Origin of the sequence: Rhodococcus sp. MSC1_016 (assembly GCF_023667485.2) — a bacterium.
Taxonomy (GTDB): Bacteria; Actinomycetota; Actinomycetes; order Mycobacteriales; family Mycobacteriaceae; genus Rhodococcus_F; species Rhodococcus_F oxybenzonivorans.
On record NZ_JAMOZI020000001.1, the window covers coordinates 1,767,777 to 1,787,508 of the forward strand.

23 protein-coding genes are annotated in these 19,732 nt (G+C 66.2%); 11 read left to right on the forward strand and 12 right to left on the reverse strand.

Annotation, left to right across the window (positions count from 1 at the left end; genetic code table 11):
- Positions 1–55: 55 nt before the first annotated feature.
- The 3 genes from L1080_RS08245 to L1080_RS08255 all read right to left on the reverse strand — a co-directional run bounded on the left by L1080_RS08245 (position 56) and on the right by L1080_RS08255 (position 3,056).
- Positions 56–1,027 carry a sigma-70 family RNA polymerase sigma factor gene (locus L1080_RS08245; RefSeq protein WP_250763752.1) on the reverse strand — a complete coding sequence of 324 codons (972 nt, stop codon included), beginning with the start codon at positions 1,025–1,027 and terminating at the stop codon, positions 56–58.
- A gap of 166 nt (positions 1,028–1,193) precedes the next feature.
- Entirely contained in the window at positions 1,194–2,672 is a 1,479-nt protein-coding gene (locus tag L1080_RS08250; RefSeq protein ID WP_250763750.1) for a DUF7782 domain-containing protein, read from the reverse strand.
- Between the two features lie 30 nt (positions 2,673–2,702).
- Positions 2,703–3,056: a DUF3099 domain-containing protein gene (locus L1080_RS08255; protein WP_109330675.1), complete on the reverse strand. Its 354-nt coding sequence runs from the start codon at positions 3,054–3,056 to the stop codon at positions 2,703–2,705.
- Between the two features lie 86 nt (positions 3,057–3,142).
- Here L1080_RS08255 and L1080_RS08260 point away from each other — a divergent pair, with 86 nt between their 5' ends.
- The gene (locus L1080_RS08260) at positions 3,143–3,379 is read left to right on the forward strand and encodes a DUF3039 domain-containing protein (RefSeq protein ID WP_005240826.1); all 237 of its coding nucleotides are present in this window, start codon (positions 3,143–3,145) and stop codon (positions 3,377–3,379) included.
- On the opposite strand, the gene L1080_RS08265 is transcribed toward L1080_RS08260, so the two are convergent.
- Positions 3,352–4,578, reverse strand: coding sequence for a YihY/virulence factor BrkB family protein (locus tag L1080_RS08265; RefSeq protein WP_250763747.1), 1,227 nt, complete (start codon positions 4,576–4,578; stop codon positions 3,352–3,354). The two genes, L1080_RS08260 and L1080_RS08265, sit on opposite strands and share 28 nt — an antisense overlap.
- A 216-nt stretch (positions 4,579–4,794) precedes the next feature.
- Here L1080_RS08265 and L1080_RS08270 point away from each other — a divergent pair, with 216 nt between their 5' ends.
- The gene (locus L1080_RS08270; protein WP_374432495.1) at positions 4,795–6,570 is read left to right on the forward strand and encodes a DEAD/DEAH box helicase; all 1,776 of its coding nucleotides are present in this window, start codon (positions 4,795–4,797) and stop codon (positions 6,568–6,570) included.
- A gap of 104 nt (positions 6,571–6,674) precedes the next feature.
- Here the strand turns inward: L1080_RS08270 and L1080_RS08275 are convergent, their stop codons facing one another.
- Positions 6,675–6,869 carry a DUF7455 domain-containing protein gene (locus L1080_RS08275; RefSeq protein ID WP_005240831.1) on the reverse strand — a complete coding sequence of 65 codons (195 nt, stop codon included), beginning with the start codon at positions 6,867–6,869 and terminating at the stop codon, positions 6,675–6,677.
- 263 nt (positions 6,870–7,132) lie between these two features.
- On the opposite strand from L1080_RS08275, the gene L1080_RS08280 reads away from it, so the two are divergent.
- The 3 genes from L1080_RS08280 to L1080_RS08290 all read left to right on the forward strand — a co-directional run bounded on the left by L1080_RS08280 (position 7,133) and on the right by L1080_RS08290 (position 9,234).
- Positions 7,133–7,486 (forward strand): DUF952 domain-containing protein, encoded by a 354-nt coding sequence (locus tag L1080_RS08280; RefSeq protein ID WP_250763741.1) that lies wholly within the window; start codon positions 7,133–7,135, stop codon positions 7,484–7,486.
- 85 nt (positions 7,487–7,571) lie between these two features.
- Positions 7,572–8,054 carry a cation:proton antiporter regulatory subunit gene (locus L1080_RS08285; RefSeq protein ID WP_109330669.1) on the forward strand — a complete coding sequence of 161 codons (483 nt, stop codon included), beginning with the start codon at positions 7,572–7,574 and terminating at the stop codon, positions 8,052–8,054.
- 7 nt (positions 8,055–8,061) lie between these two features.
- A complete protein-coding gene (locus L1080_RS08290) occupies positions 8,062–9,234 on the forward strand; it encodes a cation:proton antiporter (protein ID WP_159926370.1) in 1,173 nt (390 codons plus the stop codon).
- A 76-nt stretch (positions 9,235–9,310) separates the two neighbouring features.
- On the opposite strand, the gene L1080_RS08295 is transcribed toward L1080_RS08290, so the two are convergent.
- Complete coding sequence (locus L1080_RS08295) at positions 9,311–10,687, reverse strand: RNA polymerase sigma factor (protein ID WP_159926372.1); 1,377 nt, start codon at positions 10,685–10,687, stop codon at positions 9,311–9,313.
- A 121-nt stretch (positions 10,688–10,808) separates the two neighbouring features.
- Positions 10,809–11,561, reverse strand: coding sequence for a polyphosphate--glucose phosphotransferase (ppgK, locus tag L1080_RS08300; RefSeq protein WP_159926373.1), 753 nt, complete (start codon positions 11,559–11,561; stop codon positions 10,809–10,811).
- Positions 11,562–11,717: 156 nt separating this feature from the next.
- On the opposite strand from ppgK, the gene L1080_RS08305 reads away from it, so the two are divergent.
- Positions 11,718–12,617: an inositol monophosphatase family protein gene (locus L1080_RS08305; RefSeq protein WP_159926375.1), complete on the forward strand. Its 900-nt coding sequence runs from the start codon at positions 11,718–11,720 to the stop codon at positions 12,615–12,617.
- An 11-nt stretch (positions 12,618–12,628) separates the two neighbouring features.
- Here the strand turns inward: L1080_RS08305 and cei are convergent, their stop codons facing one another.
- Positions 12,629–13,318, reverse strand: coding sequence for an envelope integrity protein Cei (cei, locus tag L1080_RS08310; RefSeq protein ID WP_159926377.1), 690 nt, complete (start codon positions 13,316–13,318; stop codon positions 12,629–12,631).
- 479 nt (positions 13,319–13,797) lie between these two features.
- Here cei and L1080_RS08315 point away from each other — a divergent pair, with 479 nt between their 5' ends.
- On the forward strand, positions 13,798–14,100 hold the full coding sequence (locus L1080_RS08315) for a DUF4193 domain-containing protein (RefSeq protein WP_109330657.1): 303 nt from the start codon (positions 13,798–13,800) through the stop codon (positions 14,098–14,100).
- 144 nt (positions 14,101–14,244) lie between these two features.
- Here L1080_RS08315 and L1080_RS08320 read toward each other — a convergent pair whose 3' ends face one another.
- The gene (locus L1080_RS08320; RefSeq protein ID WP_250763738.1) at positions 14,245–14,760 is read right to left on the reverse strand and encodes a DUF3093 domain-containing protein; all 516 of its coding nucleotides are present in this window, start codon (positions 14,758–14,760) and stop codon (positions 14,245–14,247) included.
- A 35-nt stretch (positions 14,761–14,795) separates the two neighbouring features.
- Between L1080_RS08320 and dut the strand changes: the two genes are divergently transcribed.
- Complete coding sequence (gene dut, locus L1080_RS08325; RefSeq protein WP_201453471.1) at positions 14,796–15,317, forward strand: dUTP diphosphatase; 522 nt, start codon at positions 14,796–14,798, stop codon at positions 15,315–15,317.
- Between the two features lie 2 nt (positions 15,318–15,319).
- A complete protein-coding gene (locus L1080_RS08330) occupies positions 15,320–16,174 on the forward strand; it encodes a DUF3710 domain-containing protein (protein WP_250763736.1) in 855 nt (284 codons plus the stop codon).
- 5 nt (positions 16,175–16,179) lie between these two features.
- On the opposite strand, the gene L1080_RS08335 is transcribed toward L1080_RS08330, so the two are convergent.
- A complete protein-coding gene (locus L1080_RS08335) occupies positions 16,180–16,893 on the reverse strand; it encodes an alpha/beta fold hydrolase (RefSeq protein WP_250763733.1) in 714 nt (237 codons plus the stop codon).
- 136 nt (positions 16,894–17,029) lie between these two features.
- Between L1080_RS08335 and L1080_RS08340 the strand changes: the two genes are divergently transcribed.
- Positions 17,030–17,407 (forward strand): OB-fold nucleic acid binding domain-containing protein, encoded by a 378-nt coding sequence (locus L1080_RS08340; protein ID WP_109330649.1) that lies wholly within the window; start codon positions 17,030–17,032, stop codon positions 17,405–17,407.
- 28 nt (positions 17,408–17,435) lie between these two features.
- Complete coding sequence (locus L1080_RS08345; RefSeq protein ID WP_250763730.1) at positions 17,436–18,170, forward strand: DUF3159 domain-containing protein; 735 nt, start codon at positions 17,436–17,438, stop codon at positions 18,168–18,170.
- Positions 18,171–18,208: 38 nt separating this feature from the next.
- Here L1080_RS08345 and L1080_RS08350 read toward each other — a convergent pair whose 3' ends face one another.
- Both L1080_RS08350 and L1080_RS08355 read right to left on the reverse strand, forming a co-directional pair.
- Positions 18,209–18,868 (reverse strand): potassium channel family protein, encoded by a 660-nt coding sequence (locus L1080_RS08350; RefSeq protein ID WP_159926387.1) that lies wholly within the window; start codon positions 18,866–18,868, stop codon positions 18,209–18,211.
- A gap of 47 nt (positions 18,869–18,915) precedes the next feature.
- The gene (locus L1080_RS08355) at positions 18,916–19,581 is read right to left on the reverse strand and encodes a potassium channel family protein (protein ID WP_109330643.1); all 666 of its coding nucleotides are present in this window, start codon (positions 19,579–19,581) and stop codon (positions 18,916–18,918) included.
- Between the last annotated feature and the right edge of the window lie 151 nt (positions 19,582–19,732).

Genomic DNA, 19,732 nt, shown 5'->3' on the forward strand with positions numbered 1-19,732 from the left:
CGAAGACCGGCACCGGCAGCGGGTAGACACAAATCAGTCGGTTCAGAGTGAAGGATCAGCTGGCGTAGGAACGCAGCCGCTCCGCGCGATCACCCTGACGAAGCTTGCCCATCACTTCACGCTCGATCTGGCGGACCCGCTCGCGTGAGAGCCCGAAGAGCTTGCCGATCTGATCGAGGGTGCGCGGCTGACCGTCGTCGAGTCCGTACCGCAGGCGGATCACCTGCTGCTCGCGTTCGTCGAGAGTGGCCAGAACGCTGCGAACGTCGCTGTGCAGAAGACCGGCGATGACCGCGTTCTCCGCCGACGTGGCTTCCGAATCCTCGATGAAGTCGCCCAGAGGAGCCTCTTCGTCGTTGCCGACCGGCATATCCAGGCTTACCGGGTCGCGGCTGTGGTCGAGGAGATCCGCGATCTTGTGGGCCGGAATGCCCGACTCCTCCGCCAGTTCGTCGTCGGTGGCCTCACGACCGAGTTGCTGGTGCAGCTCACGCTTGATGCGGGCGAGTTTGTTCACCTGCTCGACGAGGTGCACTGGCAGCCGGATGGTGCGGCTCTGATCGGCCATGCCCCGGGTGATGGCCTGACGGATCCACCACGTGGCATACGTCGAGAACTTGAAACCCTTGGAATAGTCGAACTTCTCCATCGCCCGGATCAAGCCCAGGTTGCCTTCCTGGATGAGGTCGAGCAAGGGCATACCGCGGCCCGTGTAGCGCTTGGCCAGCGACACGACGAGGCGAAGGTTCGCCTCGAGCAGATGCGACCTGGCCGACTGTCCGTCGCGGACGATCGTCGCAAGGTCTCGCTTCTTCGCGGGGGACAGTCGCTTGCCGGTCTCGAGAACATGCGCGGCGTACAGCCCAGCCTCGATTCGCTTGGACAGCTCCACCTCGTCTGCGGCCGTCAGCAGAGCGGTGCGGCCGATCCCGTTCAAGTAGACGCGGACCAGGTCGGCAGCCGGGCTCTGGGCGTCCAGATCGGCGGCGCTGGGGCGAATGCGAGTAGTGGTGCTGGGGCTTGTCATGACTTGCCTCCTCATCGGTGGTGTCTCATAGGGATCAACGCTCCGACGGGCACGGAAAGTTCCCGGACACTTTTCGGTAGGAGGGCTCTGACCTGCGATTTCGTGCGTTCGGTCCTGAGAAGTTGCTGAGAACACGTATAAGGGGAACCGCACGGAACCCCAGCGGCTACACCGGCAGCACCAAACCGTGCCGCACGAGAGAGTGCACGAGCGGTATCGCCGACTCGGCGAGGTCGGTGGCAACCATGTCGTGCGCGGCAGCCAGGAGATCGATCAGTTCTCCCAGAACGAGACCGTCGCTCCGCATTCCCGCGACGAGGGAGGCGACCAGGTCGTCGATCTCGTGCTGCCATGCGGGACCGTTCCCGCGATGCAGTCGTGCGACCACCTGAGTCCACCCCTCCTCACCGGGGAGGAAGACCCGCTCGAGCGCTGTGCTCTCCTGCACGTGGAAGCGGGCCGTGAGCACGTCGTTCTCCCGTAACCACGCCACCCGGTCGAAGTAGGCGAGCGCCTCCGCCCCCAGCGGATCGTCGAAACCGTGCGTGAGATCCTCGGCCAGGAGGTCACTGGGCGCGTCGGTCCGACGCAGGTAGACGAACCCGAATCCGACTCCCTCGACATCGGCGCTCTCGAGGTGATCGAGCCACTGCTCGGCCGTCGCGGCGGTGGAGGGATCCTTGGTGTCCAGTCCACCGTCGCGCATCCAGGTGCCCACGTAGAGGGCGGGGTCGGCCACGTCCCGCTGGACCACCCACGCGTCGATGCCGTGTGCGGGCAACCATGACGCCACCCGGCTCCGCCAGTCCTCTCCCGCGACGTGGACCCAGGACGCGAGGAGCGTCGCGGTGCCGCCGGGAGCCAGGTAGTCGGGGGACCGGGAGATCATCAGTTGGCTCGCACCGTCGAGGTCGAGGCCGGAGTCGCGATACGTGTGGCCCACTGTCGCTCGGCTGACGACGAACGGCGGATTCGCGACGACCTGGTCGAAAGTGCGGCCCTCCACCGGCTCGAACCACGACCCGGTCAGCAGTTCGACCTCCTCTTCGTTGAGGGCCATCGTGACGGCTGCCAGATCCACCGCCCTGACGTTCAGGTCGGTCGCGGTGACCGACTGCGCATAGGTCGTTCCGTGCAGGGCCTGGACGCCACACCCCGTTCCCACGTCGAGGAGAGATCTGACGGGCGCACCCGGGGTGGCCTGCAACAAGGACAGAGACGCGTGGCCCACCCCGATGACGTGATCGACCGTAGTCTCGCGGGGGCGCATCGACCCGTCGAGGTCCGAGAGCACCCACCGATTCCCGGAGCCGGTATCGATGGGCCGGAGGTCCAGTGCCGCGCGGACGACACCGGCATCGCTCTCGAGGAGACCCGCGTCGACCGCCGTCTCGACGGTCAGCGGGTGGAGTGCTGCCGCGACCTCGGCGGTCGGGCAGTCGTCGCCCAGCAGGAACAACCGGATCAGTGTTCCGAGTTCACCGCAGCTCGCGCTTGCCCGCCGGACCGGGACGGGCTCGTTGCGGCCCAGTGCGGCATGGATGTCCGGACCCAGTGTGTCGAGCAGGGTGTCGGTGTCATACCGGTTGCGAAGGAGAGCTTCTCGCAGGGGAGCGCAGATCGACAGCAGCATGTTGCGGTTCACCGGTGCATTGTTGCAGGTCGCGCTCCGGTGTCAGCCTTCGATCGTTCGGTGCGGCGGGGCAGGCAGAGCGGTCGTGTCTCGATGGTCGTACCGACTCGGTTCGTCCTTGGTGCGCGGGGGCCGGTCGTTCGCGATGAGGACTGCGATCCACGGCAACGGGATGGACAGACCGATGATCGCCATGGAGATCCAGGCGTTGCCCCAGATGCCGTAGGCCGCCGCCGAGAAAATGAGTGCGGGGAAGCGGAACGACATGATGATCAGGTACTTGCGGACACGCGCGCGGTGCTGATCCTCGATGGATCGCGCCGCTTCGGTGATGAGAACCGGGTTGTTCGGTGAGCCGGCTTCGCCTGATGCGCCGAACCCTGCACTTCGGGCCATGCCTCCACTGTTCCACTGTCGGGGAGCAAATGCACACGGTGGGTCGTGGGGGTGGGATCCTCGGGCCGTTGCGGCATTATTGAGGGGTGAGCACTCAAACAAAGGAACGGCCCGACGTCACCACTGACGAGTCGACCGATGACGACACCCCGAAGTTTTTCCATTACGTGAAGAAGAACAAGATCGCCGAGAGCGCTGTGATGGGCACGCACGTCGTCGCGCTGTGCGGTGAGGTCTTCCCGGTCACCAAGTCCGCGAAGCCGGGATCACCCGTCTGCCCCGATTGCAAGAAGATCTACGAGGGGTTGCGCAAGGGCGACTGAGGCGTCGACGGTTCACGCAGACCGGGGGACGCGGGGGTTTTGTCCCGTAGGACCCCGTCTTCCGGGCCGGCGCTCTCAGGGCTGCCGTCTTCCGGGCTGCCGTCTCGGGGACGGTCCCGTGTGGCGTCCCCGTCGGAGGCCTCATGTCTTCCGGCTGGCCGTTTGCGGTCGCCGATGATGTTGATCGGTCCCGTGGCGATGCGGCGGGTGAGGTTGGTCACCGGACCCGCCGAGGGGCTATCGGCTTGGGCGGCGATCCAGTCCCGCATCTGATCGATGCGAGTCGCGCGGGCCGGCCAGAACTCCTGAATCGTTGCGTTGAACTCGGCGCCCAGAACCACGGCGAAACCGAGGAAGAACGTGAAGAGCAAGAACGCGATCGGGGCGGCGAGCGCCCCGTACGTGTATCCGGTACCGGTCGCCCAGCTCAGGTACCGCCGCAGGCCCGTGCTGGCACCCAGGAAGAAGACTCCCGCCACGAGTGCGCCGCCGAGCAGGCGGTGCCAGGGCAGCGACTTCGGCAGCGCCACCTTGTACAGGGTGGTCAGGCCGATGATCATGAGCAATCCGACACCCGGGTAGTAGAACGTGTCCACGATTTCCGTTCCGATGGTGCGCCACGCCTCGGGCAGGACCTGGCCGACCAGGGTAGGTCCCAGCGCCACCAGCGGCAGGGTGAACACCGCGAGGACGAGAAAAGCAACGTAGAGCAACAACGCGAACACCCGCTGCCAGACGGGGTGGCGTGCCTCCTGCTGCCCGTGTGCCTCCACGATCGAGTCCACGAACGTCGAGATCGCGGACGACCCGGCCCACAGCGACAGCAGGAAACTCAGGGAGACGATCTCCGGGCGACCTTGACGCAGCACGTCGCCGACGGTGGGGCGGATGATCTCCTCGACCACACTGTCGCTGAATACGGTTCCACTGAAGGTGATGATCTTGGACTGGATGATGTCGACAGTGTCCGGCCCGAACCATCCACCCACGTAACCGAGCATCCCGAGCAGTCCCAGCAGGAGCGGGGGCAGCGAGAGCGTCTGCCAGAACGCCGCGGTCGCCGCCTTGGCGAAGATCGAGTCGTCCCACGCCTGGCTCGCTGTGTGCGTGATCACGCTCAGCGTCCGGCGTAGCGGATGCCACCGCGCTCGGTGTCGGGCGGCGCCCCTGTCCGACGCCTTCGCGCGCGTTTCGCTCATGATTCCTCCAGCATCCCTGACGACACGCCCGGTTGCCCACCGCTGCCTTCCTCGTGTCGCAAAGAATCTGCCGCTGCCGGGCGCCGCGAATGCGGTTCGAGTCGGACTCGGGCGCTAGGCTCCTTGACGGACAGCACCCGCGGGGCTGGACCGGAACACGTCGGACGGACACATGAGGAGTGCAGCAAACAGTGCCATGTCAGCGGAGGGCCGCCAGTGAGTGCTGAGACCGTAGGTCCCGGGGCGGCGCAGATAGTGGGCACCGAGGCATATCTCGCTCAGACCGAACCAGCTCGACCGGCGGCGGGGTCCCTGCGCGCTTGGCAGCGTCGTGCCCTGGCCAAATACCTGTCCACCGGTCCGCGCGATTTCCTCGCTGTCGCAACACCGGGTGCCGGTAAGACGACGTTCGCGCTACGGGTGGCGTCGGAACTGCTGCGAGACCGCACGGTCGACCAGGTGACGGTGGTCGCGCCCACCGAACACCTCAAACATCAGTGGGCCGAGTCGGCAACCCGTAACGGGATCGCCCTGGACTCGTACTTCTCCAACTCGACCGGGCAGACCTCGAGTGATTACCAGGGTGTGGTGGTCACCTACGCGCAGGTGGCTTCCCACCCGTTCAAGCACCGGGTGCGCACCGAGAGCCGGCGCACGCTGGTGATTCTCGACGAGATCCATCACGGCGGTGACGCGAAGAGCTGGGGAGATGCGATCCGTGAGGCGTTCGGTGATGCCACGCGCCGCCTTGCGCTGACCGGAACGCCCTTTCGAAGCGACGACAGCGCGATTCCCTTCGTCACGTACGAACCCGACCGTGAGGGGCTTCTCCGGTCGAAGGCCGATCACTCGTATGGATATTCCGATGCGCTCGCCGACGGAGTCGTCCGGCCGGTGGTGTTCCTCGCATATTCCGGTGAGGCCCGGTGGCGGAACAACGCGGGCGAGGAATTCTCGGCTCGACTGGGCGAGCCCCTCAGCGCGGAACAGACTGCGCGTGCCTGGCGGACCGCGCTCGACCCTGCGGGTGACTGGATTCCGGCTGTGCTGCACGCCGCCGACACCCGGCTCGGACAGCTACGTGCGGGTGGCATGCCCGACGCGGGCGGACTCGTCATCGCCACCGATCAGACGGTTGCGCGCGCGTATGCCCAGACGTTGACGGCCGTGACCGGCGAAGAACCGGTCGTCGTGCTCTCGGACGACCCGACGGCCTCCAAACGGATCGCGGAATTCGGCGCAAGCACCCAAAAATGGATGGTCGCCGTCCGCATGGTGTCCGAGGGTGTCGACGTTCCCCGCTTGGCCGTCGGCGTCTACGCCACCAGTGCGTCAACCCCGCTTTATTTCGCGCAGGCGATCGGACGGTTCGTGCGGTCGCGGCGCAAGGGTGAGACCGCCAGCGTCTTCCTTCCGTCGGTGCCGGTTCTCCTCGACCTTGCCAGCCAGCTCGAGGCGCAGCGAGATCACGTACTGGGTAAGCCGCATCGGGAGAAGGAAGGGTTCGACGACGACCTCCTCGCCGACGCGAACAAGCAGAAGGACGAGCTCGGGGAGGACGAGAAGGCGTTCACCTCGATCGGCGCCGACGCGGAACTCGATCAGGTGATCTACGACGGTTCGTCCTTCGGGACGGCGACCTTCTCCGGGTCGGACGAGGAGGCGGATTACCTGGGATTGCCGGGGCTGCTCGACGCCGAGCAGATGCGTGCGCTACTTCGTCAACGCCAGCAGGAGCAGATCAGCAAGCCGGAGGCCCCGCCCGTCGTTCCGCCACCGGTCCCGCAGGTCGCCGAGCGGGTGGCAGCAGCGGGGCAGCTCGCCCAGCTCCGGCGCGAGTTGAACAGTCTCGTCGCAATGCACCACCACAGGACCGGCAAGCCGCACGGCACCATCCACGGGGAACTGCGCCGCGTCTGTGGTGGACCGCCGACGGCCATTGCCACCGTCGAGCAGCTGACCGATCGGATCGCCACCCTGCGCCAGTGGTAGCTCGTGCAAATGTGGGTGACACAGAAGAGACCGGCGAGTGCAGGCACTCGCCGGTCTCTCGGTCTGAAGAGGTGAGCCTGGGACGGGTCACCCGGGCTGACGTATCAGATTGCAGCTTCGGCTTCGGACACGATCGTGGCGTTCATCTCGCGAAGACGGTCTGCGTGCTCGTTGGCGTGGTGACCGCAGAAGAGCAACTCTCCTCCGGTCGGAAGTACCGCGCGAACGCGGGCTCCCGCACCGCACCGGTCGCACCGGTCGGCTGCGGTCAACGGGGGGCTGGTCAGTGTTCCGGGCATGACTCCTCCGTACTGGCTTTCGACTGGTGCCGAGTGCCTGGGGCCTTGGTCCGCCGCGTCGGGGTGGCGCGGTGGATCTACTCTGTCAGACGTTTGCGGTTTACGCGTTGTTCCCGTAGGCGTTTCTCAGTGTTGCATCACACACGAAACAGCTCGGAAACCTGCGCTACACCCCGTGACGAGGGCGAATATGAACAGACTTCGCGGTATGAGTTCGCTGACAGCTGATTCGCCCTCCCGCGTCGGAACGCTATTCTCGCCGAGTGAATTCGGAACGGCCGCTCGTGCACATCTGTAGCCGCGACGAGTGGAATGAGGCGCTCGGAAGCGGCCGACGGGTACCGGAGTCGTTCGGCACCGACGGATTCATTCATCTGTCGACGCCGGCGCAGGTGCACCTGCCGGCCAACCGGCTCTTCGCGGGGCGCTCGGATCTGGTGATTCTGTGGCTCGATCCGGCCGCTCTCGGCTCGCCGGTGCTCTGGGAGCCCGGTGTGCCGACCGACCCGTCCTCGATGCTCTTTCCCCACCTCTACGGGCCACTGCCGTTGGCTGCGGTCACCTCGGTCGAGGACTACCGTCCCGGCTCCGACGGCCGGTTTCCCGCTCTGATGTGACGGAACCGAAAGGCCGCGCCGGTCGCCGAACACCCTCTCGCGCGCCCGACACCGCCGTGTCGCCCCGCGGGACTACCGTGGAGGCATGAACGTAGAAGTGACGCCTCTACCCGGAATCGGCGTACGCAAAGACTTCGTACTCGCCTCCGGCCGTCGTATCGGTGTCGTCAGCCATCGTGACGGTCGCACAGACCTGATCGTGTCGAAACAGGACGACCCCGACGCGTGCGCCGCGTCCCTGCCGTTGAGTACCGAGGAGGCGGCGGTCCTCAGCAATCTGCTGGGTGCGCCGCAACTGGTGGCCCAATTGGAAGAGGAGCACCGCGACCTCCCCGGAATCCGCACCAAGCAGCTCTACATCAAGGAAGATTCCCGGTTCGACGGGCGTCCGCTCGGGGACACGGCGATGCGTACCCGCACCGGGGTCTCGATCGTCGCGGTGATGCGGGCGGGCGAGGTGTACCCGTCGCCGAAGCCGGATTTCATGCTCACGTCAGGCGATCTTCTGGTTACCGTCGGAACCACAGAGGGACTGGACGCAGCGGCCAAGCTCCTGGCCAACGGCTGACAGTCCCGTGAACACCACCACGCTCGCGCTCATCGAACTGGGCGCGGTGTTCTTCGCGCTCGGGCTTCTCGGCCGCCTCGCCGCACGATTCGGCATGTCGCCGATCCCGTTCTACCTGCTGGGCGGGCTGTGCTTCGGCAGTGGCGGCTTCGTCCAGCTCGGAGACATCAGTGAATTCAGCCATATCGCCAGTGAAATCGGTGTCGTACTGCTCCTGCTGCTTCTCGGCCTCGAATACACGGCCTCGGAGCTCGTCACCGGTTTACGCAGATCGTGGATGGCCGGTGTCGTCGATCTGGTTCTGAACGCCGCGCCGGGCGCGGCCGTCGCGTTTTTCCTCGGCTGGGGGACCACCGGGGCGGTGGTGCTGGGCGGCGTCACCTACATCTCGTCCTCCGGCATCATCGCAAAGGTCCTCACCGATCTCGGCCGCCTCGGCAACCGGGAAACTCCGGTCGTGCTGTCCATCCTGGTGTTCGAGGACCTCGCGATGGCCGTCTACCTTCCGATCCTCACCGCGTTGCTCGCCGGGGTCAGTATCGCCGGTGGCCTCGAGGCAGTCGGCATCTCGCTGATAGTGATTTCGGTCGTCCTGGTGATCGCCCTGCGGTACGGACGCTACGTCTCCGCTGTGCTGGACAGCCCGGACAGTGAGACGTTGTTGTTGAAGTTGCTCGGCGCAGCCCTTCTGATCGCCGGGATCAGTTCGGCGATGCAGGTGTCGGCCGCGGTGGGGGCCTTCCTGCTGGGGATCGCGATTTCCGGTTCGACCGCGCACAACGCGAGCCGTGTCCTCGAACCCCTCCGCGATCTCTTCGCCGCCATGTTCTTTGTCGTGTTTGGTCTCAATACGGATCCGACGGCAATTCCCCCGGTCCTCGGCTGGGCCGTCCTCCTGGCGGTCACCACAGCGCTCACCAAGATGATCACCGGTGCGTGGGCGGCCAAGCAACAGGGTGTCGGACGCCTGGGCCGCGCCAGGGCAGGGGTGGCGCTGATCGCGCGGGGGGAATTCTCGATCGTCATCGCCGGACTTGCCGTGGCTGCCGGCGCAGTCGAAAGCCAACTCGTCGCCCTCGCCACGGCCTACGTTCTCCTGATGGCGGTCATCGGACCCATCGCGGCGCGGGTGGTCGAACCGGTCGCCGAAGCCTGGCTGCGGGTGCGCGCGAGCGCCTGAGGGCGCGACACCGGTCCCTGCGACACGACGATGCCCCGGACTCGGAAGTCTGGGGCATCGAGTGTGATCTGTGCGTCTAGTCCAGGTAGTCGCGCAGCACCTGGGACCGGGACGGGTGCCGCAGCTTCGACATCGTCTTGGATTCGATCTGACGGATGCGCTCGCGCGTGACGCCGTACACCTGTCCGATCTCGTCGAGCGTGCGCGGCTGCCCGTCGGTGAGTCCGAAGCGGAGGCGGACGACACCTGCTTCGCGCTCGGACAGCGTCTCGAGTACCGACTGCAGCTGGTCCTGCAACAACGTGAACGACACGGCGTCGACGGCCACGACGGCTTCGGAGTCCTCGATGAAGTCACCGAGCTGGCTGTCGCCCTCGTCGCCGATGGTCTGGTCGAGGGAGATGGGCTCACGGGCGTACTGCTGGATTTCCAGCACCTTCTCCGGCGTGATGTCCATTTCCTTCGCGAGCTCTTCGGGAGTGGGTTCGCGACCCAGGTCCTGGAGCAGTTCACGCTGGATGCGGCCGAGCTTGTTGATGACCTCGACCATGTGCACCGGGATACGGATGGTGCGTGCCTGGTCCGCCATGGCGCGGGTGATGGCCTGTCGGATCCACCACGTTGCGTAGGTCGAGAACTTGTAGCCCTTGGTGTAGTCGAACTTCTCGACTGCACGGATGAGGCCCAGGTTGCCTTCCTGGATGAGGTCGAGGAAAGCCATGCCGCGGCCGGTGTAGCGCTTGGCCAACGACACCACGAGGCGAAGGTTCGCCTCGAGCAGGTGATTTTTGGCGCGGTTGCCGTCACGGCAGATCCAGCTCATGTCGCGACGCTGGGCGGCGGGAAGCTTCTCGCCCGCGTCGGCGAGTTCCTGCATGATCTGGGTGGCGTACAAGCCCGCCTCGATCCGCTTGGCGAGTTCCACCTCCTCCTCGGCGTTCAGGAGGGCGACCTTGCCGATCTGCTTGAGGTAGGCGCGGACCGAGTCGGCCGAGGCCGTCAGTTCGGCGTCCTTGCGGGCCTGCCGGAGCGCCTCCGACTCTTCCTCGTCCCACACGAAGTCGCCGGATGCCTTGTCCTTGTCGGACGGCTCTTCGGCTTCGTCCTCCTCGCCGACTGCAACGACCTCGACGACATCGGACTCGACCTCCGCGAGGTCGCCCTCGGTGATGTCGATGTCCTCGATGTCCGCGACATCCTCGTCGGGGCCGTCCTCACCGTCGCCGGCCTTGCCGGACGTGGCCTTCTTGCCGCCCGCCTTCTTTGCTGCTGCCTTCTTCGCAGGAGCCTTCTTTGCCGCCGCTTTCTTGGCGGGAGCCTTCTTGGCCGGAGCCTTTTTCGCGGGAGCTTCCTCGACTGCCGAAGCAGTTCCGTCGGCGGCCTGTGCGACTGGTGCTTCCGGTCCTGACTCTGAAGTCGAATCAGCAGTCTGACGTGTATCGGTGGCTGCCACGTACGCCCTTTCGTGACGGTGTCGTGCGGCGTCACGCCAGAGTGGTCATCCGGCGGAGAGGTCTACTGGTTTTGCCGGCGCGCAGCCGGGCTCTTCCATTGTAACGACCTATCCGAAACAGTTACGGAGCGATGCCCGTTTCGGCCGCCAGAGCAGCACCGACGATGCCCGCCGAGTTCAGGAGCGCAGCAGGTACGACGGTGGTCCGGTTGGTGAGATGCGGAATCCACTTCTCGTGTTTGCGGCTGATTCCGCCCCCGGCGATGAACAGATCCGGCCACAGGAGGTCCTCGAAGCGGGTGAGCACCCGGGACACCTCCACCGCCCACTCCTTGTAGGAGAGATCCTTGTCGTCCTTGACCGAGGACGCCGCACGATGCTCGGCTTCCTTCCCGTCCACTTCCATGTGCCCGAACTCGGTGTTGGGAAGCAGGACGCCGTTGTGGAGGATCGCCGATCCGATCCCCGTACCGAAGGTGAGGAGGATGATGACCCCCTTGGCGTCCCTGCCGGCGCCGAGGGCGTCCTCGGCAATCCCGGCGGCGTCGGCGTCGTTGAGGACGGTGACGCTCCGTCCGCCGAGCGCCTCGCTGAACAGTGCACGGGCGTCCGTACCGATCCACTTCTTGTCGATGTTCGCCGCGGACCGGGCGACGCCGCCGGTGACGACGCTCGGCAAGGCGATCCCCACCGGCCCGTCCCACGACGCCTGACGAACGATTTCGGCGACGGTGTCGGCGACAGCCTCCGGTGTGGACGGTTGTGGAGTGAGAATCTTGATGCGATCCCCGACCAGCTTGCCGGTCTCGAGGTCCACCACACCGCCCTTGACGCCACTGCCTCCGACGTCGACGCCGAACCCGGTCCTGGTCATCGCGTGTACTCCTCCGTGTCGACTGTGGCGTGCTCGGAAACGCTGCTGCTGATCGTCACACTAATGGGTGGTGCCGAGTTGGGTGGTGGTTGACCCGGAGGCTCATCGAGCCTCCAGCGGTGGTGGGAGGCAGGGGAAGTGTGATCCGATGGGTCTGTGCACGCACCCCAGAGTCGAGACACTGTCCGAGGCCACACCGCCCCCGATCCCCAGCATCTCCGCGAGGTTGCCGTGGCGGTGGCGCAGGAGGCCGCAGCTCATGTCCGCACGCGGCGGCCCGAGGTGTTCGGGATCGTCGGGAGCCGACTCGGTTCCGGCGAGTCGGTGGCGTCGAAGAGTAGTCCGACCGATCCGGTGACGGTGGTCGACACCGAAGCTGAACTCGTCATCCGGGAGCGCCTCGCGCAGTGGCGTCCGGACGATGCGATCCTCGGGGAAGAAGGTGGGGGAGAGGGGGATTCGCTCGACGGCGTGCGGTGGGTGGTGGATCCGATCGATGGCACGGTGAACTTCTTGTACGGCGTACCGGCCTACGCCGTGTCGGTGGCGGCGCAGATCGACGGGGTCTCGGTCGCCGGGGCGGTCGTCGACGTGGCGGCGCAGTCGACCTACTCCGCCGCGTCGGGCCGCGGTGCCACGATGACCGATGTGGACGGCCGCGTGAGCGAATTACGCTGCAACCCTGTCCGCGAGCTGTCGATGACTCTGCTCGCCACAGGATTCGGATACGGCGCAGGCAGGCGCGCCGTACAGGGCGCACTGATCGGCGACATTCTGCCGCGCGTGCGGGACATTCGACGCATCGGCTCAGCGGCCCTCGACCTGTGCATGGTCGCTGCGGGCCGGGTGGATGCCCACTTCGAACACGGTTTGAGCCCCTGGGACTGGGCCGCCGGATCGCTGATCGCCGCGGAGGCGGGCGCCCGCGTACGCGTCCCGTCACCGCACACCTCCAGCGCCGACGGGGAGATCACCGTCGCTGCCGCCCCCGGCATCGCCGACGCCCTCGACGCATTGTTCGCGGAGGTCGGGTGCGACCGGCCCATCCCGGAGTAACGGCCGCGGGATCAGCAGCGGGCGGTGCGAGCGGCCTTCAGCAGGTCGATGTCGAGTGGGGCGGGCTGCGTTCCCGGAGGAGGATCCTTCAGGGACCGCAACACCTCCTCGGCGTCGGTGTTCGGTGAGATCTTCCGGAAGTAGGTGCCGAGCGCGAAATCGACGGTGTCGTCGGTGCGTGCATCCTGGATCAGTTCCGCGCACGGTGCCACCAGCCAGACGGCGCTCGCGGCAGCGAGACCCTGGGGACCGAACCGCAGCTGCCCCTGGCACTGCATGTTCTGGTCGAGGTAGATCGGGTCGTTGCCGGCTTGCACGTCGGGTGCGCTCGCGAATCCGTAGTCGCTCAGCTGGGCGGCGACCTGGGCTGCCTGGCCGTGCTCACCGTTCGCGTTGAACACCCGCACCTTCGTGGCGGACAGGGCGGCCGGCTCGACGTCCCGGAGCATCGACGGGTCTACCTTCTCGCCGAGAGTCTGTTGCGGCGGTGCCCCCGGATCCGCCGGTTGCGACGCCGCCCCAGGAGCGTTGCAATCCACGGTGGTGGCGAGGTTTTCGTCCTCGCCCAGAATTCCCGCCCACACCACCGCGCCGAGTAGGGCGAGAACCGCGAACACCACGAGAATGGGCAACGCTCGCCGTCGCCGGAACGGACGACCGTTCTCGTCGCGCGAACTGCCTTCGGTGATCAGTGAAACCACAGTGTGCCTCGACCTCTCCTACGAACAGCGCTGGCTACGTCCACCCCGTACAGCGCATCGATACAGGGCCCGGCCACACGTTGTGGCGCAGGTTCGGCACCTACCTTAGATCCCACCAGTGTCATATCTCCGTACCCGTCCCTGTTGTCGAATGTCACAGCTTGCTGTGGGGTTGGTGACGATTAGCAGACAATTTGCGCGATCCGTTGATTCGGTTACGACTTTTGTACTCCCTTCGGCTACTGTCTGGCGGCCCCAGTCGTTAAATGCACGTACGACGAGGGCGGACAGAAGAGACGAAGTGAGGCGCACATCATGTCCCCGGGAGCTGGATCCGGGCACGTGGGCGGCCCCTGCAACGTTGTGCAGCCGCGGGTGTGATCTGCGCCGAGGCGGTTTTCGTGTGGACGATCGACCGACTTCCGTTCGACGGGCCCCGCGAGGCCGGGATACATGAAAGAAGATGAGGGGAAGACGACATGGCAACTGACTACGACGCACCGCGGCGAACGGAGTCCGACGAGGTTTCGGAGGATTCGCTGGAGGAGCTCAAGGCGCGACGCAACGAGGCTCAGTCGGCTGTTGTCGACGTAGACGAATCCGACACCGCGGAATCGTTCGAACTTCCGGGCGCCGACCTGTCCGGCGAGGAACTCTCGGTGCGGGTCATCCCCAAGCAGGCCGACGAGTTCACTTGTTCGAGCTGCTTCCTCGTGCACCACCGCAGCCGCCTCGCCACCGATGCAGGCGGAGTGCTTGTGTGCAGGGACTGCGCAGCCTGACGTACGAGCGCATGCGACGGACGGTGGAATACCACCGTCCGTTTTATGTGCCCGGGGACTGATCCGTCCCTTGTGTCTGCGGAGCGGACCGTGCCTTGTGTCTGCGAAGCCGACCGCGCCGGTACCGCCGGTACAGGACCCGGTTCAGCGTCCCTTGGGACGCACCCGGTTGAGAGCGGCCAGCAATTCGGCCGGCCGTCGGGTGCTGATCAACCAGTACGGAGTCGGATCCTCGGGATCGTCCAGGACGATCAGCACCATCGTCTTCACCCACACCCGGTGCTGCACGAAGGCGGCCGGGTCGAGCTGCCGTCCTAGTGCTGCGCTCTTCGCGGTGGCCGGAACCTCGGCAACCCGCGCGATGACATCGACCGGCAGGTGAGCCTGTCCGACCCGGAGGTGGACGCCGTCCGCCTCGTCGACGAGTTCGACTCTCGTTCTGCTGAGCCACACCATTCCCCAGATCGGGAGGGGAAGTAGCAGGACATAGGGCAACCAGGCACGAAGGCCGGGCGCACCCATGTGTACCTCTGCAGCCAGCAGTCCGGCGACGAAGAGGCCCGCGATCCACCACCAGACGGGTACCCACAGGCGTTCCGAGTACAGCGTCGGCGAAGTGTGATCGGTGGGCGCGGCTTCGGGCCTGGACGTTTCTGACACGCCACCAGGATAGTCGCTGCCTACGAGTAGGCTCGGTGCACGTGAGCGACCTATCTCCCGGCCTTCCTCTCGGAGGAACTGCAGCCCTTCCCCCCGTTGCCCTCCAGCGGTTGGATCCAGCCATTCCGGTACCGCGACGCGCGCACGACGGCGACGCCGGTGTCGACCTGTGCAGCACTTCCGATCTCACCCTCGAACCGGGTCAGCGCGCCCTCGTCGGTACCGGAATCGCCATCGCCCTGCCCTTGGGCACCGTCGGGCTGATTCACCCCCGATCCGGTCTGGCCGCGAAGTCGGGACTGTCGGTGGTCAACACGCCCGGCACCATCGACGCCGGATACCGCGGCGAGATCAAGGTCTGCCTGATCAACCACGATCGTGAGACACCGATCGAGATCCGCCGCGGCGACCGCATAGCACAGCTACTGGTGCAGCGTGTGGAATTGGTGTCCTTCGTCGAGGTGGAGTCGCTCGACGACACCACCCGCGGCACCGACGGACACGGGTCGAGCGGAGGCCATGCCAGCCTCGTCGGCAACGCCAGAGAAGGAGCGTGATCATGTTCGGACGCCGCAAGAAGAACGAATCCGAGGAGGACCGTCCCGGTTTCTTCGACGACGCCGACGCGGCAATCCCCGCTGACGACTACGACGATGCCGAGGGTGACTACGACGCGATCAGCGACGTGGACGGCGGCCCCTACGACGCCGACGACCTCGAATCGGACGCCGACCTCACGGTGGGCGAGGTGGGGACCCGGCTCGATCTCGGGTCGGTGCTCGTCCCGATGCCTCAGGGCGCTCAGTTGCAGGTCGAGATGGCGCCCGACGGTTCTCCGCAGGCTGTTCATCTGGTCACCCAGCTCGGACGGATCACGGTCGCGGCGTACGCCGCACCCAAGTCACCCGGCCAGTGGCGGGAAGTGGCCGGCGATCTCGCCGAGTCCCTGAGGGGTGACAACGCCACCGTCAGCATCGAGAACGGGCCGTGGGGACGTGAGGTCTTCGCCGTGACGCCCAACGCAGACCTTCGCTTCATCGGAGTGGACGGTTACCGGTGGATGGTGCGGTGCGTCGTCGCCGGTCCCAGTGGCGGAAACACGGCCGACTCCGACCTCGTCGCCACAGCCCGGGCCATTCTGCGGGACACCGTGGTCAAGCGGGGAACCGAACCGCACCCGGTCCGGACCCCGCTCCCGGTCGTCCTGCCGCAGGCTCTCGCCCAGCAACTCGCGGCGGCCCACCAGCAGCAGCAGCTGGCTCAGCAGCAAGCCGCCGCCCAGCCTGCTCCGCAGCAATCCGGTGCGCAGCCCGCAACAGCTCCCGCGCAACCCCAGGACGGCCAGCCGGCACCGGCTCCGCCCCAACAACGGCGCGGCGAATCCGGCTCCGCGATGCAGCAGCTGGGCCGCTGACGCACTCAGGGCCGGCGCAGAACCGAGTCCAGCCCACGCAGGCTCGCGTATCCGAGTACCGCCGGGTCCACGCCGATGTCGTCGAGTGACACGGTCACCAGGCCCGCGTGCGGTAGTAGAGCAGCCCACGTCCGGGCCACCTCGATCGGGTGAACGGCGTCGTCGGTGGCCGCGGCGATGCCTACCGGCACGTCGATCCGTTCCAAATCGTCCTCGCCGGGACCGTGGTACCGCGACGCCTCGTCCAGGGCAGCCGGAAGATGCGGCCACTGCGACCGCCACGACTTCGCCAGTTCGCGGCCGAGCCAGGGCGGACTGGATGCGACCATCTCGGCGGTCACCTGTTCGAGGCCGTCTGCGCGCAGCCGGGCCGCTGTGAAACGTGCGCTCGCGGCCGCTGGCGCATCCTCGGCCGTTCCGGTCCAGGCCGGGAGAACCGCCAGCACACCGGCCGTGTGTTCGTGGTGGGTCGCAGCCCACTGCAGCGCAACCGCGGCGCCGATGGAGACTCCACCGACCAGTATCGGTTCACCGGCCGCGGCGGCGGTGTTCAGTGCATCCACGTAGCTTCCGACGACCCTCCGGGGGTCCGGGTCGACGGCCAGCGTCCGAACTCCGCGCCGGGCAAGTGGCTCCGTAAAGGCCCGTGCGACGAAGTCCGCGTCGGATCCCGTTCCTGGCAGGACCACGGCCGTGCGTGGCCGGCATGTCGAAGGCATGAGGTGATCTTGCCTGGTCCGTCGTGATGCCACTGTGGTCGTGTGGTTGCCGCGAAGCATTGGGTCTACAGTGGCGATTACACAGCCCTACGAGCGGCGCGAAGATCTCGCGCCGCACATGCTCCAGGAGCGCGCAATGGCACCCGCCACGGCAGGATATTTTCGTCGGCTCACTCGCAGGCTCACCGAAGACCTCGATCAGCTGGACGCCGAGGAAATGGCCGAGACGTCTCAGGCGTCCGGCGCGCAGCGGGCCTGCGACTGCAGCCGCGGCGAGGAAGTAACCATGCTGGGCCGGCTCCGCAGCGTCGAGGCGTGTCCCAAGTCCGGCAATGCCAGCATCGAAGCGGAGTTCTTCGACGGCACCGAACAGGTCAAGCTGGTCTGGATCGGAAGACGCAGGATTCCGGGGATCGAACCCGGTAAAACCCTGTTGGTCCGGGGTCGTGTCGGTGATCGCGACGGCCAGAAGGTGATCTTCAACCCGTACTACGAGTTGCGGGGCGAATCGTAGGTCCCGGTTCGTGTGGCACTCTCGTCGAGTGACCGAAACGAAGCAGCAGTCCGTTCTCGAGCAGCTCGGTGGGTTCAGCGGACTGATCTATTCCACCCTGCCCATTCTCGTCTTCGTGCCGGTCAACGGAGTATGGGGTCTCGGTCCGGCGATCTGGGCCGCCCTGGGGGTTGCCGCGTCGATCCTTGTGTGGCGCATCATTCGCCGCAGTCCCGTCCAACCGGCCATCTCCGGCTTCTTCGGGGTCGGAATTTCTGCCTTCATCGCCTATCGCACCGGTGATGCGAAGGGCTACTTCCTCTTCGGGATCTACACCAGCCTCGCGTACGCGGCGGTGTTTCTCGGCTCGATCCTCGTGCGCTGGCCGATCGTCGGCATCATCTGGGGGTTCCTGAATGGCCACGGGAATCTGTGGCGTCGCCACCGGGGCGCCGTGCGGGCCTATGACGTGGCGACTGGGGCGTGGGCGCTGGTGTTCGGTGCCCGGTACCTCGTGCAGTCCCAGTTGTACGATTCCGACCAGACGGGCTGGCTCGCCGTCGCCCGCATAGCGATGGGGTGGCCGCTCGCCGGATTGGCTCTGCTGGTGACCATCTGGGCCGTGCGGCGCGCCGATCGGATCGTCGAGCCGCGGCCACCGGAGGCCGCCGAGCCCACCGATCATCCGGAGGCGGCCGAGCCCACCGATCATCCGGAGGACGCGGTCATGCCGACCGACGACACGGAGGCGGGTGGACCCCGCGAGGATCCACGGTCGTCGTAGGCGGTCGCCCCGACCGCCTCATCCGCTTCTCCGCGAGCCTACGAGAGGCCGACAGCGGTCCGGAGATCGTCTTCGACGTCGACTCCGGCGACGAAGAGAAGCTCGTCGCCGCCCTCGAGCGGGTCGTCCGGCTGAGGCACGATCACTCGACCACCGCGAAGAATGGTGACCAGCGCTGCGTCACGCGGCAACTGGAGCTTGCGCACGGCTTTGCCTGCAAGTGGGGTGTTGTCGGGCAGCGTGACCTCGACCAGGTTGGCCTGCCCTTGACGGAGGGTCATGAGGCGAACCAGGTCGCCGACCGACACCGCCTCCTCGACGAGTGACGCCAGCATCCGTGGCGTCGACACCGCCACGTCGACGCCCCACGACTCGTCGAACAGCCATTCGTTGCGGGGGTCGTTGACCCGGGCGACGACGCGGCGAACCCCGAACTCGGTTTTGGCGAGCAGACTGAGGACGAGATTCGCCTTGTCGTCGCCGGTGGCAGCGATTACCACTTCGTACGTTTCCAGGGTGGCGGCCTCGAGGCTGCTCAGTTCACAGGCGTCGGCGTGAACCCAGGTGGCCTCGGGTACGGACTCCTGCTCGATGTGTTCGAGCTTGCGCTCGATCAGCATGACGTCGTGTTCGCTGCGCACCAATTCCCGCGCGATGGAGCGTCCTACGGCACCTGCGCCTGCGATTGCGACTCTCATCGGCTGCTTCCGTTCGGGTGTTCGATCGTGAAATTTCTCACTGACATTCAGTTCTCCGAGGGTGGGGGATTGCCCGCGAGAGCGACGGCTTCGGCGACGGTTCCGGACACTGCCGCGATATACACCTGATCGTCAGCCTGGAAGATCGTCTTGCGGTCGGGGAGGATGCCCGTTCCGAAACGGATGATGAAGGCCACCCGTGACGAGGTGGCGGCCTCGAGTTCGGCGATCGGCCTGCCAATCCAGTCCTCGTGGAGCGACAACTCGGTGACGGCAACGGTTCCCGAGGGGTCACGCCATTTGGCCGTCTGGCTGTCACGAGTCAGGGTGTGCAGGAAACGATCTGTCGACCACGGGACCGTCGCTACCGTGGGGATTCCGAGCCGCTCGTAGACGGCGGCGCGCTTCGCGTCGTAGATGCGGGCGACTACGCGCTCGACTCCGAACGTCTCCCGCGCCACACGTGCCGAGATGATGTTGGAGTTGTCGCCGGAAGACACGGCCGCGAACGCCTCGGCCCGTTCGATACCGGACTTCACCAGTACGTCGCGGTCGAAGCCCATCCCGACGACCGTGCGTCCGGGAAAGTCGGGATCGAGTCGCAGAAATGCGGCCGGATCGCGGTCGATGACCGCGACGTCATGTCCGATGCGGGTCAGCGATCCGGCGAGGGACGAGCCGACTCGGCCGCATCCCATGATGACCACATACACCTGTTACTCCGTTCATGGACTTGTGGTGTCACGTCCCGAGCACGTGCATACCGAATCGAACCGTACAGTGCCCAGGCGAAAGAGCAACCGAGACACAGATCGCAATCCGGACACTTCGGTGGGCGACGGTCCAGTTTCTTCGCGGACGGCT

Coding starts and splice junctions, on each gene's coding strand:
- L1080_RS08245 (WP_250763752.1), bottom strand. CDS start 1,027: ATGACAAGCCCCAGCACCACTACTCGCATTCGCCCCAGCGCCGCCGAT.
- L1080_RS08255 (WP_109330675.1), bottom strand. CDS start 3,056: ATGGCCCGAAGTGCAGGGTTCGGCGCATCAGGCGAAGCCGGCTCACCG.
- L1080_RS08265 (WP_250763747.1), bottom strand. CDS start 4,578: ATGAGCGAAACGCGCGCGAAGGCGTCGGACAGGGGCGCCGCCCGACAC.
- L1080_RS08275 (WP_005240831.1), bottom strand. CDS start 6,869: ATGCCCGGAACACTGACCAGCCCCCCGTTGACCGCAGCCGACCGGTGC.
- L1080_RS08285 (WP_109330669.1), top strand. CDS start 7,572: ATGAACGTAGAAGTGACGCCTCTACCCGGAATCGGCGTACGCAAAGAC.
- ppgK (WP_159926373.1), bottom strand. CDS start 11,561: ATGACCAGGACCGGGTTCGGCGTCGACGTCGGAGGCAGTGGCGTCAAG.
- L1080_RS08315 (WP_109330657.1), top strand. CDS start 13,798: ATGGCAACTGACTACGACGCACCGCGGCGAACGGAGTCCGACGAGGTT.
- L1080_RS08330 (WP_250763736.1), top strand. CDS start 15,320: ATGTTCGGACGCCGCAAGAAGAACGAATCCGAGGAGGACCGTCCCGGT.
- L1080_RS08335 (WP_250763733.1), bottom strand. CDS start 16,893: ATGCCTTCGACATGCCGGCCACGCACGGCCGTGGTCCTGCCAGGAACG.
- L1080_RS08340 (WP_109330649.1), top strand. CDS start 17,030: ATGGCACCCGCCACGGCAGGATATTTTCGTCGGCTCACTCGCAGGCTC.
- L1080_RS08350 (WP_159926387.1), bottom strand. CDS start 18,868: ATGAGAGTCGCAATCGCAGGCGCAGGTGCCGTAGGACGCTCCATCGCG.